Consider the following 17,232-nt stretch of genomic DNA (forward strand, 5'->3'; position numbering starts at 1 on the left):
TTATTTCTAAGTTAAGCTAACATGCGCTTCCCTACTTAAACACAAAAGCGAATTTTAAATCCAGAATCTTAGTTGGTTGCTTCAGTTCAAATAATATATGTAAAAAACACTCTTGTACCCCCTGATGATTATTAAAATGTCTTCGTCTCACCGTCAATACTACTTTTTTGTTATCATAGAATAATTCTAGCTCACCATTATCCCCGCTTAATACAATGGAATCTTCTTTAAAACGATATGGAAGATCAGCAGCAATAAAAGATTCTATTAGCATTTCTGGTTTCTGAGAAAATTGAAAAGCATCTTTCAGAACTAGCGATCTATTTTCTTTATTGCAAGTGAATGTGCGAGTGAACTTTTCAAGTGTTTGATCCTGGTAAGCCTTTCTCATATCTACCTCTATATCATCCAAAGAAGCATGTTGTTCAACTTTTGTAAAAACACCTTTGTACTCTTGACCTGCTGGTTGATATCCGTTAACTACTGGAACAGAATGGCCTTCTGCACTATTACATAAAAATTGGTATCGTTCGTCACTAAAATAAGCTTTATTATACTGCCCTGATCCCAAATCACGTAAAAAGACTTGACCCATACCATACAAAATAAATTGACCAATATCATTATGATTATGCGGTTCATTATTATGACCAGATTTTAGCGCAAATGCATAGTTCTCTCCTTTTTCCTTCCATCTAGATAAGAAGATCGAAGTGTGATCGAAAAGTTGAGATATTTCTGGCCATTCATCACCATGAATAGTTGGATCATACCACCATAATTCTCTAATTGCTGGAGCCCATCGCCCACACGGATCTACAATATCGCTAGCTATAAGATGATTAGGTGGTACATGTACATTTGGAAATTGCTGATGCAAGTAGTGAGTAAAACCAATCATCGGTTTCGCTTTTGGTTCTGCATCAGCGAAATTCATCACATAGTTTAACGCTAAAAAGCTATTTTGCTGAAACATTGCTATTCGCTTCACTTTCGGATTATCCAGTAAATTTATGTTCTGATACTTTCTTAGCAAGTCAGCAAAATAAATAAAATAGCCAAAACCATATTGCCAGTATCCATACCCTTCTTGACATGCTCCGTCATCCTCAAAGCCTTTTAAGTAGTATTCTATCGTTACGATCACACGATCAAGAATTCCCTTTTGTTCGTTACCTTCCAGTAAATATAGGGCAGCAGAACCAATCGAACCCGCACAAACTGATGCCCAGTTATGTGTAGCAGTTTCCCAATGAAACTCAGTACTCAAATACGGAGTAAAGATTCTCCGATCCACTTCAATTTTTATTTTATCTATTAAAAACTGATCTAGCTGTCCATCAAATAGAGAGACTATTTCTGCTAATGAAAAAGCCGTCTCTGCAGCAAATAAATCGACCGTATAGTTTAACCGGTTTGTTTGTTTATAAGATTGATAGCTTTGTTCTTCTAAATCCTGGTCAAGATGTGCAGGTAAACACCAGGTAAATTCATTGCAGATCTGCCATATTTCGTTTTCTAATGCTTCTAAATAAGCTCGCTCATCAGGATATAAATAAAGAAGCAAACCAAAGATAGTCAATCGTCTTCTTCGTAGAAAATATTGGGCCTCAAAGCTTTGGCGTTCCCCTTCCTTCATGAATTGACAATAGGTTTGGAAGGTGATTTCTGTAACAGATTCCTGTAAAAAGCGATCACCCTCCATTTTCAACTTTGATTTCACTGTTTTTAACCAATCATTATTTGTCCCGTTCATTTGGCAAATACCCCATTTATTTGTTTCCCTCTATATTCCAAAGGTGTGTAACCTACTATTTTTTTAAATACTTTAATGAAATAGCTTTGATTGTCATAACCTAATTGTTCGCAAATACTTCCTACTGAATCATTTGTTATCTCTAATAATTCCTTCGCCCGTTCTACCTTTCTTTGTTTTACATATTCTACAAAAGTAATTTGCATTTCTTTCTTAAATAGTCTGCTAAAATAGCTGGCATTGAGATATAAGTAATCTGCTACTTCATCTAGTGAAAGTTTTTTCTCTAAATTATGTGATACGTAATAGCATGCACTTAAAACATCTTTGTGGTATTTATCTTTAAGTTGCTGGTTGGTTTCAGCTAAACATTTTTGAGCATATTCTATTAACCAATTACGTAATTCATAGATGGTGTTTAATAAAAAAACTTCCTCTTGTAACGACTCTACGTAATAATTAGATTGTAAAGAGGGGATGGTTCTTAGCCTCATTTTTAAATCTAAAACCATTCGTAAGAACCATTCTTTTACTATTTTTGAACTGTACTGTTTACTTACACAAAAATGTATCCAATTATCTAAATGGTTAGTGAAGCTCTTGATATCACGCTCAAAGATAGTTTGTTTTAGCTGATTAGCAACATCTTGATAATAATCAAACATCTCTTGGCCTTGATAACTAGATAATTCTTCACTCTTTTTCATTATTATATTTTTGTTTGCGTAAAAAATTTGTTCATCACTATTTATTAACGAATGGATCGAATCCTTTATAGCGATATTATCCACTTGTTGACCTACCACAAAGCTGATATCAATAGATAAATATCGATTTAAAGCTTCTTGAAGTTTTCTTAAAAGCTGTTTTAAAGTACCGTATACATCATGTTTTATCGTAAAGGAATGTTGGTAAAAGACAAATCCCTTATTATTTTCATAATGAATACAATAGGATTGCTGTGATTCTTGATTATCAATAATCTCTTGCATAATATTTTGGACTGCAAACTGAAGTGTATCGGACGAAATAAAATTTTTCTTTACTTTATAATATTCATTGATATAAAAATAAACGGGTATGCTATAGTTCGCTTGTGTAAACAAATCTAAAAACTTATTGGAAGAACCTTGTATATATTGTCTTAATAGTTTTTGATGTTCAATATCATGATTTACTTTAATTTTATGTTGTAATTTTTTTACTTCTATCACTTTTGTAGTGTCGTTATCTAAGCGTTTTTTACAGGTCAAAAGTATTTTCTGTAAATCCTCTGGGTCTAATGATTCCTTTAATATATAATCTTGCACATCAAGCTTTAACGCTTGTTGTGCGTAGGAAAATTCATTATGGCAGGAAATAATTGCTACCTGAATACTGTCTTTCAGTTTTTTAATTTCTCTCGTTAATTCGATGCCATCCATTTTAGGCATGCCAATGTCAGTAATTAATATATCTGGCGTATTTTGTTTCGCGAATTCCAAAGCCTGTAATCCATTTTCATGCGTACTTATTAATTTAAACCCTAAGCTTTCCCAATCTATAGCTTCTGTTAAAAACTCAATCGTAGGATAATCGTCATCAACTAACATAACCTTGTACATTTTTCTCACCACCCAGTGGAATCTTTATGGTAATTGTCGTACCAGTATCATGCTTACTATCTATGATCATTTGTGGTTTTTCCCGATATGATAGCTGCAGGCGTTCATATACATTCGTCATACCAATGCTCGAAAAACCACTTCTAGACCTCTTGCTAGAATCTTCTGAAAGTAAAGCTTGATTTAACTTATTCAATCTTTCTTTGTCTATTCCTTCACCATTATCCTCGACTTTTATTACAAAAAAATTATCAGATATCTCCGCCTTAATGTATATCTTACCGGAACTTTGATTTAAGCCGTGAATAATAGAATTTTCTATTAAAGGCTGCAATAAAAAGCGCGGAACTAATTGTTGACTCGACTCTGGTGTGATATTTATATATAATTCAACTTTATTTTTTTGTCTCATATTCATAACATTGACATAGTCCTTCACTAAATTAATTTCATCACTAAATTTAATATTGTCCTCTTTATAATCAATCGTCCATCTCAATAACTTGGAAAGTGACTGAATCATACTGGCGCTTTCTTTATCCCCATATTTAAATACTTTCATCCGAATAGAATTTAGTACATTAAATAAAAAATGAGGATTAATTTGCGCTTGTAACATCGCTAACTCTGCTTTCCTTTTTCTTTTGTGGGTCTGATTAACTTCTTCTATCATGATGTTTACTCGATCTAACATTTCGTTTAATGATTGGGAAAATTCGCCGATCTCATCATTACTATCTACTTTAGACCTGGTTGATAAATCACCAGTTTGTACTTTTTTGACGACTCGATCCAAGTATCGTAATGGTCTGGTTATTCGATTCATTAAATAAGCTAATATAATAAAAAATACAGCAAAAGAAACCGCTAACAATATAAACACTTCTGAAAAAATCGAATTAATATTAGAAGTGGCAGCTTTATAAGGAATCATAGAAACAAGTTGCCAATCATTAACAGATAATTCTTTCGTCGTTACCACGTATTTTTGATTGTCCAGCTCTGAAATTTGTGATCCTTCTTTTGGATCTATCTTCGTTACAAAATCTGCCTTTGTACCAATAAGCTCTGCATTTTTATGAGATAAAATCTTGTAATCATTATCAATAAGCATAATATCTTCTGATTGATTTGTATTATTTAAAATATCTCTAACCTTTGTTTCTAATAATGTGACCACCACATAACCATATATTTCTTGGCTACTATCTCTTAACGTTCGTGCAACTGAGAATTGATATGGGCTTAAGCTTCTTTCATAGGCAAGTACTGTCGGTTCAACGCTAGACCAATAGGATTCAAAGCCATTTAATGATTGCAATTCGTTAAACCATTGTTCTTGATAAAGCGAATTCGGGTCATATTGAGCAGTTGAATAATTCGTGTAATACTTACCATTTTTCAATAAAATTGTTACATAGGATTTTTCACCTAATAGTGTAATATTATCAATCGTTTTACGTACTTGACGATCTTCAAGATATTCACTATAACTTTGCTTATTAAATTCCTCTAACCTTAAATTAGATTTATTTTTTAAAATGGTATTTAATTCTGAATCAATTTGTACAAAATTAGAGGCATTCATAACATCATCTAAAACACGTGAGATATTTTCTTCTGTTAAATCAAGCTCTTTGTTGGCATTCTGCATCGCTTGTTCTTCCACTGCATCCCTTGTTAGATAACTATAAATTGATAAAGACAATAAAACAGGAATACCAATGCAAATAAAAGAAGCAAGAAATACCTTTGAACGAAAAGAAGGAGACGTTAATCCCTGAAATTTAACCCTCATTTTCATCCTCCTGACTATCAAGAATGTTGGGGGACAACGGAATTAACGTCCCTTAGCTTAAGTGTAATTGACGATAGAGCCTTTCATCAAGCTTTATTCGTTATTCGCAATTATTTCTTGCGCTTTTTGATCCATTGCTTCTATCGTCGCATCTATATCCTGTTCTTCATAAATTAATTTCTCATATTCGTCTCCTGCCATTTCGTAAATTTCAGCTTGATATGGTGCAGGTGGAACCAATTTTGAAGCTTTTGAATTCTTTAATACGGAGATTAATGCTTCTTTATCTACTTTTTCTGGATTATTAGTGTCATTTAAAATAGTGTCTACGATGTTTTCTAATTCATCATCGCCAACCCCATTCCAAGAAGGTATATTTTTCCCTTGGATAACTTGACCTTCTGTTGTATACCAACGAATAAATTTATATGCTGCTTCTTTATGTTCTGAATTAGAGGCAACTGCCATGTAGTCTGTTGTTACAGGAGTATATCCTCCTTCATCTTCTGGGTTATTTTTCGGATATGGCGCTACTCCTACATTAAACTCTAATGGGAATTGATCGGTACCACCTAATTCTGTATTCATCCAGCTTCCGATCATTACAAGACTGGCATCTTGATTAAAGAATGTATCACGATAATGTAATTGTTGCGACATGATGTCTGTATATGGTGTAGCAGACTGATCTTCTTTTTCCATTTGCCAACGCAGTTCTAACGTCTTTTTAAACATTGGATCAGTAAAATTAGAACTTCCATCTGCTTTTAATAATTCTGTTTCCTCTTCCTTACTTGCTAATGCTAATTTTAAATATTCCATCCAACCGCCATTTTGTGGACCATGGAAGAAGGTTCCATAGTGATCATCGTTTGTTAATTGTTTTGCATAATCTGCAAACTCATCCCAAGTCCAATCAGTAGGCGTTTCAAGACCAGCTTCATCTAAGTGGTCCTGGTTAACTAATACATACCATGGATTAAATTTTCCTGGTAGTGCATAATACTCGTCACCTAGTTGTGTATTCACCTTGTAATCTTCGGTTACCTCATATCCTTCTGCTTCGATAAATTCATCAATCGGAGCGACCATACCTAAATCTACTCGTTGTGCATAAGATGCTGGATCACTAAACATTAAGACGTCTAGTTGCTCTCCAGAAGAAGCTGCAAGGTCTAATTTTTGCAGTGCTTCATTTGTATCTCCACTCTCACTTAAAATAACAAGTTCCACTTCGATATTTGGATTTGCTTCTTCAAAAGCAGGAATTGTTTCTGACCAATTATACGAAGCCTCGTTCCCATGCGTATGGAATTTAATTTGAACTTTCTCATCTGATTCAGATTGCTCTTCCGTTCCTGATTCTGTTTCTTCGGCATTTTCTTGATTTTCAGGTTCTGAATCTCCCGCTGTCTCTTCTCCCCCTGAATTACATGCCATCAGTACTCCAACTAATAAAATCATACTAAATAATAACATGAAGACTTTTTTACTCACTTTACAAACCCCCTAAGTATTTTTGTAAACCCTTACATATATGATGCTATCAAATCTTTAAATTGAATCGATATCATTATTTTTACCATTGACAACACTTTTTTTACATTAGGTGTATTTTCTTACTTGTTCATATCATCCTTTCACACCACCTAAGGCAATACCATCAATAACATGTTTTTGACCCATGATAAATACGATTAATAATGGAAGAATTGCTGATACTGCTGCCGCCATGATCAGCGTGTAAAAGCTTCCGTTAATAGTAGTGAACTTTTGCATCGCTAATTGGATTGTGTATAAGGCATCAGTTCTCAAGAATATTAAAGGATTTTGGTAATCATTCCAAGTCCAGATAAAACGTAATATCGCATAGGTTGCAACAGCCGGACGAACGATTGGTAATGCAATTTTCCAGAATATCCGCCAATGTCCTGCTCCATCAATTTTTGCGGCATCTATAAAGTCATTATGAATACCGATAAAAAATTGTCTAAGCATAAACGTACCTAACACACTAAAACTACCTAATAATATCAATCCAAAATGGGTATCAAATACCCCTAAATAGCGAAATAGAATAAACTGCGGTACCAAGCTTGCTTGTGGTGGAACCATATACGTTGCTAACACAATAATAAATAACCATGCACCTGCAGGAAACTTCACTTTCGAAAAACCATAAGCTGCTAAAGATGAAACTACGACAGATACTAATGTTGTTAAAACGGCTACCTTTATCGAATTCCAGTAATAAATATAAAAAGGTGATTCGCCAAACCATACTTCTTGATAGTTTGCTAACGCATTCCATCTCGATGGTATCCACTCAATCGGATACCTGAAAACATCTGCTTCAATTTTTAAAGAAGTGGAAAGCATCCAAATAAAAGGCAACAAGAAAGCAATACTGCAAAAGAATAAGATGATGGTGCTCATGACTTTCTTTATGTTATATTTACGTTCCTTTCGCATCCTAACACATCCCTTTCGATTAATAATTTACCCATTTCTTTTGACCTACCCATTGCAGGATCGTAATGGTAAAAACAAATAAAAATAGTACAACAGCAATAGCTGACGCATAACCTACATCCAAATCAAGAAATGCCCGCTCATATAAATGCCAGACTAACATTGTAGTTGAATTTAATGGTCCACCTTGTGTTAACACGGCAATTAAATCAAAGGCTTTAAATGATGCGATGATTCCGGTAATCAAAAGAAAGAAGGACGTTGGTGATATTAAAGGAATGGTTATATTTCTGAATTTATACCAACTATTAGCTCCGTCGATATCTGCAGCTTCATATAGTTCTTTAGGAATAGACTGTAAACCAGCAATATACACGATTAAGCTAAAACCTATTGAGATCCATGTATGAATGATCATTAGAGATATCAACGCGAAATTTGGATCTGAAATCCATGTTGGTGGATTTTGAATGCCGAATGTCATTAATACTTGATTAATCGGTCCTTGTGATGGATGAAATAGTACTTGCCAGACAACTGCAATTGCCACGACACTTGAAATATACGGCATAAAAAAGGCGACTTTAAAGTAACTTTTCAAATAGACATTTTTATCGATGATGACTGCAAGAAATAAGGCACAGATCATGGTAATTGGAACGGTTAAAATGAAAATGGCGTTATTGATGACTGATTTTATAAATTTCTCATCATTAGCTAAATTAATAAAATTTTCAAAACCAATCCATTTTAATTGATCAATACCTGTTATGAACTTCCAATCTGCAAAAGCTAGAATAAAAGTTGCAATAATCGGAAATAAAACAATAACAGAAATACCTAATAACATTGGAGAAACAAATAAAAAACCGATAAAGTTCTCGTCTTTCTCAATTTTTGACTTTCTTAATTTTCTGATCGTTTTTGGAGCTTCTTTAAATTCCTGTGTTGTTGTAAATTGTTTACTCACTATGGATAACACCTCTTTCGCTAAGAATAGATACACTGGAATGTCTGTTTTTATGATCTTCTATCCGTTTAAAAGCAAAATTACTAAAGTACATTGCAATAAACGATAATCCACTTCCAACAAATAATAATGCAAATCCTGGTAACACCCAGCATATAAAAAGAAAGCTTAATAATGACAATGTCATCCAAAGTGTTTGAAGTGGAAATAACGTACTGACTTGGATTGCTCTTCTTATCTGTTTTATCAATGAATTCTGAGGAAATACGGTAATTAAACTAAACACATACAAAAGCACGATATAACTTAACACTAGTACCGTTGCGGAACTACTCAGAATAATATAATAAAGAATCCCATTAAAATTTTGCACGAGAGCAAAATCTATATACAATGTTATCGTTGTCAGAATAATAAGTATCCCTAACAAATTACTTTTAAGGAAATACTTTTTGAAAGCGATCCAAAATTCTTTTGTTATTGAAAAATCCCCTTCGCCCTGGAGCCATTTATTATTTAAAACAAACATGGCGGTTATAGCTGGAAAGACACCAAAGATCACACCACCTATAATCGAAAAACAAATGGCTAACAGATTTAAGAAGGCTAGACGATATAACCACTCACACATTTTAAACAAACCACTTGATGGATCAAACTGCATCTAACTTCCCCCTTCCATACAAGAATTATAAACGCTTTCATTTTCATAAAAATAGCACTATTTTTACTTTTATCAGAAGATATTTTACATCAAAAGAGAGTTTTGGTAAGTAGGGGGACTTTTAAAACCAGATAAAATACGTTCTCTTCTAAATAATATTCGTGGTTAGAAATGACAGGAAAACTCACCCAGTCCTTTTAGTGGTATTTTTTAGATGAAAAATAGTTGTAATACCCGCTCCGGCTTGCCCACTTCGCTTTCCAGGGGGCGTGTCTTCAGCTAACATTAGAAAGCGCTCTGTGCTTACTAAAGTTAGCTTAGGCGAAAATCCCGTGGAAAGGCAAGTGGACATCCGAAGCGCTGGATTAATATACACTATATTTCAAAATGGCTACATTGAAAATTCGTGGTTTCCAAGCATTTTATGCTTTTCTAATGTATAAAAAGAAGGCTAGCTAAAACATGTAATGTTCTAGCTAGCTAATTGACATACCTGTTAGTTAAATTTTCGACGGAACAACCATACACCGATACCGATAAGTAATAAAACAGTTCCTGCTAGTAATAGGTTAAATTGATTCGTTGCTGTCTCTGGCAAGTTATTAGATGAATCGTTATTGTCTTTTTCTGATCCTGCATTACTTGATGGATTATCTTCTGACTCTTCTTCTTTTGGATCTTCTCTATTCACTGTTAATACTGCATAACTAGAAAAGTGATTGACTTCTATTGATAAGGTCGCTCCCTGATCTTTTGTCGCATGTTGTGCTACCCATTTATCATTTTCTTTATCGAAATAATAGATATCTTTTTCGCCAGCGATCGTTTCATCTAGACCTAACGTTAGTAGATAGGACTCTTGAGGTTTATCTGCACTGTTAGCAAAGTCAAACTTAAAGGTGGAAACTGTCACCGGCAACCTGCCATTGACCTTCTTTAACATCATTCTTATAAATTGCTAGTTTCGTTTCTTCAGGTAAATCAGTTGGCATTTGAATCGAACTATTGGTCCCTTTGATTGTGTAAAGTTGGCCTGCTACTACATCAAAATATTGCACTTCATTCGCGCTACTTAGAGTTATCTCTTGTTGCGTATTGTCACCAGGATCTTCAGGATCATTTGGATCTGTCGGCTTCTCCGGTTCTTCCGGCTCTTTTTCTTTCTCCATAATGGAAATCGAGTAAGTTGTTTGATCTTCTTGATTTTCAGCTAAAACAGTAATCGTTGCTGCTCCCGGTAAAGTGTCTGGCATTTCTACCTGATAAGTAGCATATATATCGGATGTCTCTGCAGTAATAGTTGGCATCGCTTCACCGTGATCCAGTTCTATTTGATACGAATATTGATCGGATTGAAATCCTTCTAAATTTTGACTATTAATCAAAATCGAATCAAGTGATGCATCATCACCTATAACTGGCGTTTCACCCAATCCATATACTTCCATTTCAACAATCGCAATACATGTTTCTTCCATTGCTGTTAATTGAGCTCTTACTTTAGAAGAAGTGATTTCTTCAAATTCAATCAAAATTTTATCCTCTTCCTCTACATTGGTATCTGAATTTTCGATTTTTATCCAATCGTCACCATCCCAATATTCAAGATATAATGATTTTGGAGGCCTTGTACCACCATCATCATCATAAAACGTGAAATCTACTTTTGAAATAACCTGATCATTTTGAAAGTCTATCTCTACCCAGTCTGTTTCACGCCATTCATTTGGATCCCAATTGGTCCAGCGTTCATCCGAATATATGCCATCGTTTACATGGTCAACACTATCCCATTCTCCTGTAAAAGATGCAGATGCTACAGAACTATCACGCAATGCTAAATTCTCGAGACCACTCTCCACAACTTGAATAGTAGCAATTGCATGTCGATCTGTATTTTCTACTTCTCCGTTGACAGTGAACTTTCCATAATTGGCATAGTCATCAGCTTCGAGCTGTTCCCAATCGACTGTAACATCAATTTCTTCACCATTGGATAGAACTGCTTTAATTGTATTCGGTAAAGAAGGCGCTACTTCTTTGACCGTTTTTAATTTTGTATCTTTTAACTGCTCGATGCTACTTACATATACAGTGGTAGTTGCCTTTAAATCAGTTCCTTCTACACTACCTTCAACTTCAAATTCTCCTTCTTGACTGTACTGTTCGGAAGTTATAGCATCCCATTCAACAGATACTTCTGATTGTTCTCCATCACCGTAATAAGCAAGAACGGTTTCTGGCAGATTTGGCATATTCCCTACTGTTGTCCAAGTAGTTATATTTTCTAATTTAGTAATCCCTGACTCCATAATGGTCCATTCCTGATGAGCACCGGCGTTTGCTTGCCACACACCTACGGAAGCCCCTTCTGCTGTTGATTGGCCACCAACTTCTAATAAAGTACCAGTTGCTTTATTTATAAATGTATAATCTTTCTTCCCAGATGTAGAAAGGATCCACTTTTGAGAATCTGTGTTTTCCTTAGCAGAGGCAATCACATTACCATCGTCTTCCGTTAATACTTCATTCGTTGCTTCGTTAACAATATGATATTCTTCACTTGATGTGTAGTCGTCTGTTACTTTGTCTAATTGCCATTCTTGACTTATTTTACCCTTTTCAGATGTATTTTGAACAAGTTCTTGTCCTTCTAAGTCAAGCACCTTTTCACTATTCTTATTCTCGATTTTAAAGCGCTTGTCTTCCTGTAAGAAACTTGCTTCGTCATTCACACCAGCAACACCTGAAACAACAAAAGTAGTAACAGATTTCGGTTCCACTGATGTATGAAGTGTTTTACCTTCGATATCAATAGTTTCTCCTTGGTCAACATTCTTATCAGATGTAGTAGAATAAGGAACTACGCTTGCAGATTGATCAATCACACCAAAACCTGATAAATCAAGTTCAATATTTTCTTCTGATTCAGACTGATTGGTATAAACTACCACAGCCTGTTGATCATTTTTATTTATTGCTGCTAATGTATTTTCGTTATTTGTGTTTATCACTTGATGGCCTGGACGAATAAACTTCGTATAGTTAGCCATCGTGTAATATTTTTTATTCTTATAATATTCTAAACCATCAAAATCTTCCGGATCAAAGTCAACATGAATCAATCCCCAATTCATGTTCTCATTATCTGCATTCATATTGACTTGATCTTCAATTGCTTGCCATAAAACCCATGCTTTTGGCTCTAGAGTCATAATATCGGAAGTAATTCGCTCTGATAATGCCAAACCAGGTTCAATATTATCAAAATCTTGTGGGATTCCACTAGGACCTAAATCAACTTCAGACATCCATAAACGTTTTTCTTCCCCTTTTGCAATATCTCGAACAGCTCCTCTTTCTGCTGGCCAATAGGTATGGACATTCATTTGACCGACATTATCACGAGTTGCTTGATTATATGCTTGCCAGTTTTGACGGAATTTTTGTGGGTTCGTCTCATCCATCGCTGCGATGTCCGTATCTAACTCTAATTCATTCAATTTGTTGCTTACTTCGTTAATGATTTTCGCTTGAGAATCCGGTGACCAATGTGAACCCTCTTGTCTACCTTGCGCCCCCCAGTAGTCTGTATTCGGCTCATTTACTGGTGAAAGTGTATCAAAGGTGATTCCTTTTTCTTCTTCAAAATGCTCGACAACTCTCGTTAGATAGGTTGCAAATTCATCGTACTTGTCTTCTTGCAAATTGTCTTCTGATGAATCCGTATTTCCAGATGTGTAACCACTATTTGTCATAAAATACGGTGCAGAATTTGAGAACGCTTCAAACGTATCAGCACCTCTTGATTTGGCTGCTTCCAACCACCACTGCTGATTGGCATCTTTCTCCCAGTCCCAGTGATCAGGATTGTCTGAATCCCACCAATCTTCTGGCTCTTGCCCATCCTCTGGAGGTGCAAATTCTGCAGGTCGGTTCCAATATCCTGGTACAGCTCCTCCAAGGCGCATATATGGTTCCGTCTCGGGAGCATCTTCTCCCCCAATATTATACCTGGCAATATTTAAATTTAAACCGCTTTCATCAAAGAGTTCGTCAGCTAGCTGATTTCGTATATCATCCGTCCAGCCTCCTGTTACATTTGCAAACCATACTAATGCTGTTCCCCAACCATCGAATGGTGCATGCTGATAGCTCGGGTCTAATTTAATTGTCGTATCTATGCTGCCTTGTGATTGATTAGTAGAGTCTTGTGCATGTGTAGAAACAGGGTTAAGTGTTGCAAAAAATAAAACAAAAATACTCAACATCAAAGCCACTTTTTTCACTAACTGTTTCAACGTTTTCATCCTCTCTAATTTTAGGCATTGCTATATTTATTTTATAAAAAGAAAAAGGTTCACCTCCTTTTAAATCATTGTGTAATCGTCCGTTACCCATCTTTAAAAGACGATGATCTGATAACGGACACAACTTTCTGTTCAGTGTAGATATCTAATATTTGGAATCCTAAGTTAACTTAGGAGTATCAACTAATTTTATCTTTTTTTCATCAGCATTCTCTAGTTCCAATACAACTAATTCATTTTCTTCCTGCTTTAACAAGGGACCTGGTAGATACAGTCGTTGTTGTGGTCCTGCAGTGACCCAATACCTCCCAAGATTGAAGCCATTAATAAATACATTACCTTTAGAAAAGCCTGTTAAATCAACATACGTATCTGCTTGTACATCGACAGTAAAATTCCCTTTAAAAAAGCGAGGATATCTAGTATCAGAACCTGTAAAACTTTGTGGTAATGTCTCTAATTCGATCGCATACATCTCCCAATCAAACCAATATTGCTCACCTAACCATAGATTCTTCACAAGACCTTTTTGATCTGTTAAATGCTCTCCATAGTTGGCGCGTCCCATATTTTCAATTAATATCTCCAACACATTCTCTTGATGAAGGAAGTTTAATTTTCTTTCTTTGATCTCATCATTTTTATATACCGTATCCACATACTCACCATTGATATAAATAAATGCACGATCCTGAATAGCATCAATATTAAATGATAACTCACCCTGTCGATTTACGTTTGTCTTGTAAAGGATATATCCGTAAGCTTGATCTATTTTTTCCATTGTTAATGGTGCAATGTGTGTGACTTTTCTTCCTAGTTGTGGAAACGTATCAAATAGGCTTACAGATTCTTTCAATTCTACTTCTCCGTAATCCTTAGTTTCTATTTGACTATGATAATCTTCTGGTACTTCGATATAATCGGAAAGGACCTCTTTTACCTTCTTATATTTTTCAGTAACCTCACCACTTTCTGAGAGCAAACTATCATAGTCATAGCTTGTAATGGTTGGATAATAGATATCATAATGGTTGGCCCCATTCATAAAACCAAAATTCGTTCCTCCATGGAACATATAGAAATTAACGGAGCTTTTTCGTTCCATTAATTCACGAAATACATCTGCTGCGTCTTGAGCATTTCTGGTATGATGTTTTCCTGTCCAATAGTCGAACCAACCAATCCAGAATTCGGTCACCATCCTAGGTGAACCTGGCTTATAGGCATCAAGTGTAGCAAAAGCACTTTCGACTTTAGAACCAAAGTTAAGCGTTGTTGTCACATCTGGTAATGATCCCTGTTCAATAAAATCTGGTCCATCTGAAGTAAATAAAAAGGTGTGCAGCTCATGTTTTTGATATTGTTGTTTCAAAAACTCCAAATAGGCTTGGTCATTTCCATATGCCCCATACTCGTTTTCTATCTGCATCGCTATCACTGGTCCACCATTTTGATATAGATATCTCTTGAATTTCGGTAATAGTGCGTCAAAGTACTCCTCTACATGGTTTAAAAAGGTAGGATGGCTGCTTCTTAATACGATATCATTGTCCTTTAGAAGCCAGGCAGGTAATCCACCCATTTCCCACTCTGCACAAATATACGGTGATGGTCGAAGAATAACATACAAATCTAATTGATCCGCAAGTTCGATAAATTTTTCAATATCGGCTAATCCTGAAAAGTTAAAATCACCTTTCTTAGCTTCATGAACATTCCATGGTATATACGTTTCTACTGTATTTAATCCCAAAGCTTTTAATTTTCGTAATCGATCTTCCCAATATTCAGGAATGATTCGAAAATAGTGGATTCCTCCTGATAGTATTTGAAAAGGTTGATCATCCAAATAAAATTCACTGTTTCTTGTTGTTAACATGTTTTTATCCCCCTATTACTTTTATTATGAAATGGGTTTCATAATAAATAATAATTGTTTTTAGTTATATTATAATAGATTTAATAACTTATAGTGAAATGGGTTTCATAAAATTAAAGAAAGATTGTAATCCCTTTCAATTAGATACTAAAATATGTTTATTTATTTGTCAACTCATTATTTACGCTTTACTCCCTTAATTGTTGACAAGAGTTCCGCACCATCAATCTGGTCGGAACAGTGATCTTTTTTTCTGCTAACTCATTATTAATCCGTTTAATCAGTACATCTACAGCAGTTCGTCCTAGTTGATCATAATTTTGACTGACAGATGTGATGCCAGGTGGAAAATCCTTTGCTAAATATATATCATCAAAGCCAACAACAGATATGTCTTCAGGAACTTTTAGATCAAATTTTTCTAATGTTTTAATAACTCCAATGGCTACAAAATCATTGACACAAACTATCGCAGTTGGTCGATTCTTTAAAGTTAAAAGTTGGGAAGCTAGAGCTTCACCTGATGCTATTTCAAAACCTTCAGCCAATATCCAATCCGGATTTAATGGTAATTGATTATTCTTCATGGCATGTTGAAATGCGTTGTATTTTAATTCATGTGAGCTTATTCCTGATTCACCGCCAAGAAAAGCGATTTTTTGATGATTTAAATTATTTAGTAGATCCACTACTTTAGTAATACCATCTATTTCATCTGTTTGAACGATATGAGTATCCACACCCTCCATCTCTCCATTCACAAATACAACTGGTACTCGATCCATAATCTGATTCATTTCTTCAGCTAAGGCATGATTCGTTTCCACTTGATTGATTCGACCACCAAGAAAAATAATTCCATCCACTTGTTTATCCACTAAATTATGTAAGTAAGTAGACTCGATTTGCTCATCGTTCATTGAGTTACATAAAAACGTTGTATATCCTAATGATAATGCATGTGCTTCAATCTTCAATACAAGTGTCGAGAAAAAAGGATGGTTAATATCTGGTAATATGATCCCTATCATTTTTGATTGTTTAAATAATAGACTTCTTGCTAAACTATTGGGACGGAAATTGTACTTTTCAATAATTGCTAACACTTTTTCTTTGGTGATTGGCTTGACGCGTTCATTTCCAGTAAGAACCCTTGAGACAGTTGCAGGAGAAACATTCGCTTCTTTTGCTATGTCGTAAATTGTTATATTTTTTTTCATTTTAGTCACCTAGTTTATTGATATGTTTTATTCAAACTGATCTTATTATACTATTTTATCATATTATAGTAAAAATCTAGATGAACAATGAAATATATATGGTTACGCAATACAAGGATACTGTGCAACAAATAATGTAGTAATTTTGAAATTTTTTTAACTGGTTAACATCCGCTCCGGCTGCCCACTTCCCTTTCCGTGGGGTTTTTCCTTCAGCTAACTTTTTTAAGCAAAGAACGCTAAAAAAAGTGGATCTTCAGGTAAAACGTTCCCACAGGAGTGAAAGTGGGCGGCCTGCGCTAATATAATGGTTCTAGAACTATTGTGACAGTTAACATTTTGAGCCTGTTACTCCAATAAACGAATTTTTCACATGAAAGTAATATCATAATGCAACCTCATGCTAGCGTTGTATAATATCAAATTAGCGCAGGCGTCCACTTCGACTCCTGAGGGATTAGCATGATCTGAAGATCCACTTTGACAAGTGTTTTTCTTTTCAAAGTTAGCTGAAGAGCATGCCCCTCGGAAAGCGAAGTGGGCAAGCCGTAGCGGT

At 35.0% G+C, this 17,232-nt stretch carries 11 protein-coding genes; all 11 read right to left on the minus strand.

From position 1 onward, the window contains the following. Positions 1-31: 31 nt before the first annotated feature. Complete coding sequence (locus BUC25_RS07790) at positions 32-1,756, minus strand: heparinase II/III domain-containing protein (protein WP_073201301.1); 1,725 nt, start codon at positions 1,754-1,756, stop codon at positions 32-34. Continuing rightward, positions 1,753-3,360, minus strand: coding sequence for a response regulator (locus BUC25_RS07795; protein WP_073201302.1), 1,608 nt, complete (start codon positions 3,358-3,360; stop codon positions 1,753-1,755). The genes BUC25_RS07790 and BUC25_RS07795 overlap by 4 nt, the downstream gene beginning before the upstream one ends. Further along, the gene (locus BUC25_RS07800; RefSeq protein ID WP_073201303.1) at positions 3,338-5,158 is read right to left on the minus strand and encodes a sensor histidine kinase; all 1,821 of its coding nucleotides are present in this window, start codon (positions 5,156-5,158) and stop codon (positions 3,338-3,340) included. The genes BUC25_RS07795 and BUC25_RS07800 overlap by 23 nt, the downstream gene beginning before the upstream one ends. A gap of 93 nt (positions 5,159-5,251) precedes the next feature. Beyond that, positions 5,252-6,655 (minus strand): extracellular solute-binding protein, encoded by a 1,404-nt coding sequence (locus BUC25_RS07805; RefSeq protein WP_244535154.1) that lies wholly within the window; start codon positions 6,653-6,655, stop codon positions 5,252-5,254. Between the two features lie 135 nt (positions 6,656-6,790). Then, on the minus strand, positions 6,791-7,594 hold the full coding sequence (locus BUC25_RS07810; RefSeq protein ID WP_425292870.1) for a carbohydrate ABC transporter permease: 804 nt from the start codon (positions 7,592-7,594) through the stop codon (positions 6,791-6,793). Positions 7,595-7,649: 55 nt separating this feature from the next. Then, positions 7,650-8,549, minus strand: a complete 900-nt coding sequence (locus tag BUC25_RS07815; protein WP_073201332.1) for a carbohydrate ABC transporter permease — start codon at positions 8,547-8,549, stop codon at positions 7,650-7,652. Between the two features lie 43 nt (positions 8,550-8,592). After that, entirely contained in the window at positions 8,593-9,264 is a 672-nt protein-coding gene (locus BUC25_RS07820) for a YesL family protein (protein ID WP_073201305.1), read from the minus strand. A gap of 496 nt (positions 9,265-9,760) precedes the next feature. Beyond that, positions 9,761-10,177 carry an LPXTG cell wall anchor domain-containing protein gene (locus BUC25_RS07825; protein ID WP_211619563.1) on the minus strand — a complete coding sequence of 139 codons (417 nt, stop codon included), beginning with the start codon at positions 10,175-10,177 and terminating at the stop codon, positions 9,761-9,763. Further along, positions 10,158-13,565 carry a glycoside hydrolase gene (locus BUC25_RS07830; protein WP_073201307.1) on the minus strand — a complete coding sequence of 1,136 codons (3,408 nt, stop codon included), beginning with the start codon at positions 13,563-13,565 and terminating at the stop codon, positions 10,158-10,160. Before BUC25_RS07830 ends, BUC25_RS07825 begins: the two co-directional genes overlap by 20 nt. Before the next feature lie 169 nt (positions 13,566-13,734). Then, entirely contained in the window at positions 13,735-15,456 is a 1,722-nt protein-coding gene (locus tag BUC25_RS07835) for a glycoside hydrolase family 35 protein (RefSeq protein WP_073201308.1), read from the minus strand. A gap of 188 nt (positions 15,457-15,644) precedes the next feature. After that, positions 15,645-16,676, minus strand: a complete 1,032-nt coding sequence (locus BUC25_RS07840) for a LacI family DNA-binding transcriptional regulator (protein ID WP_073201309.1) — start codon at positions 16,674-16,676, stop codon at positions 15,645-15,647. Positions 16,677-17,232 lie beyond the last annotated feature (556 nt).

It is taken from the genome of Gracilibacillus kekensis (assembly GCF_900143085.1).
Taxonomy (GTDB): domain Bacteria; phylum Bacillota; class Bacilli; order Bacillales; family Amphibacillaceae; genus Gracilibacillus; species Gracilibacillus kekensis.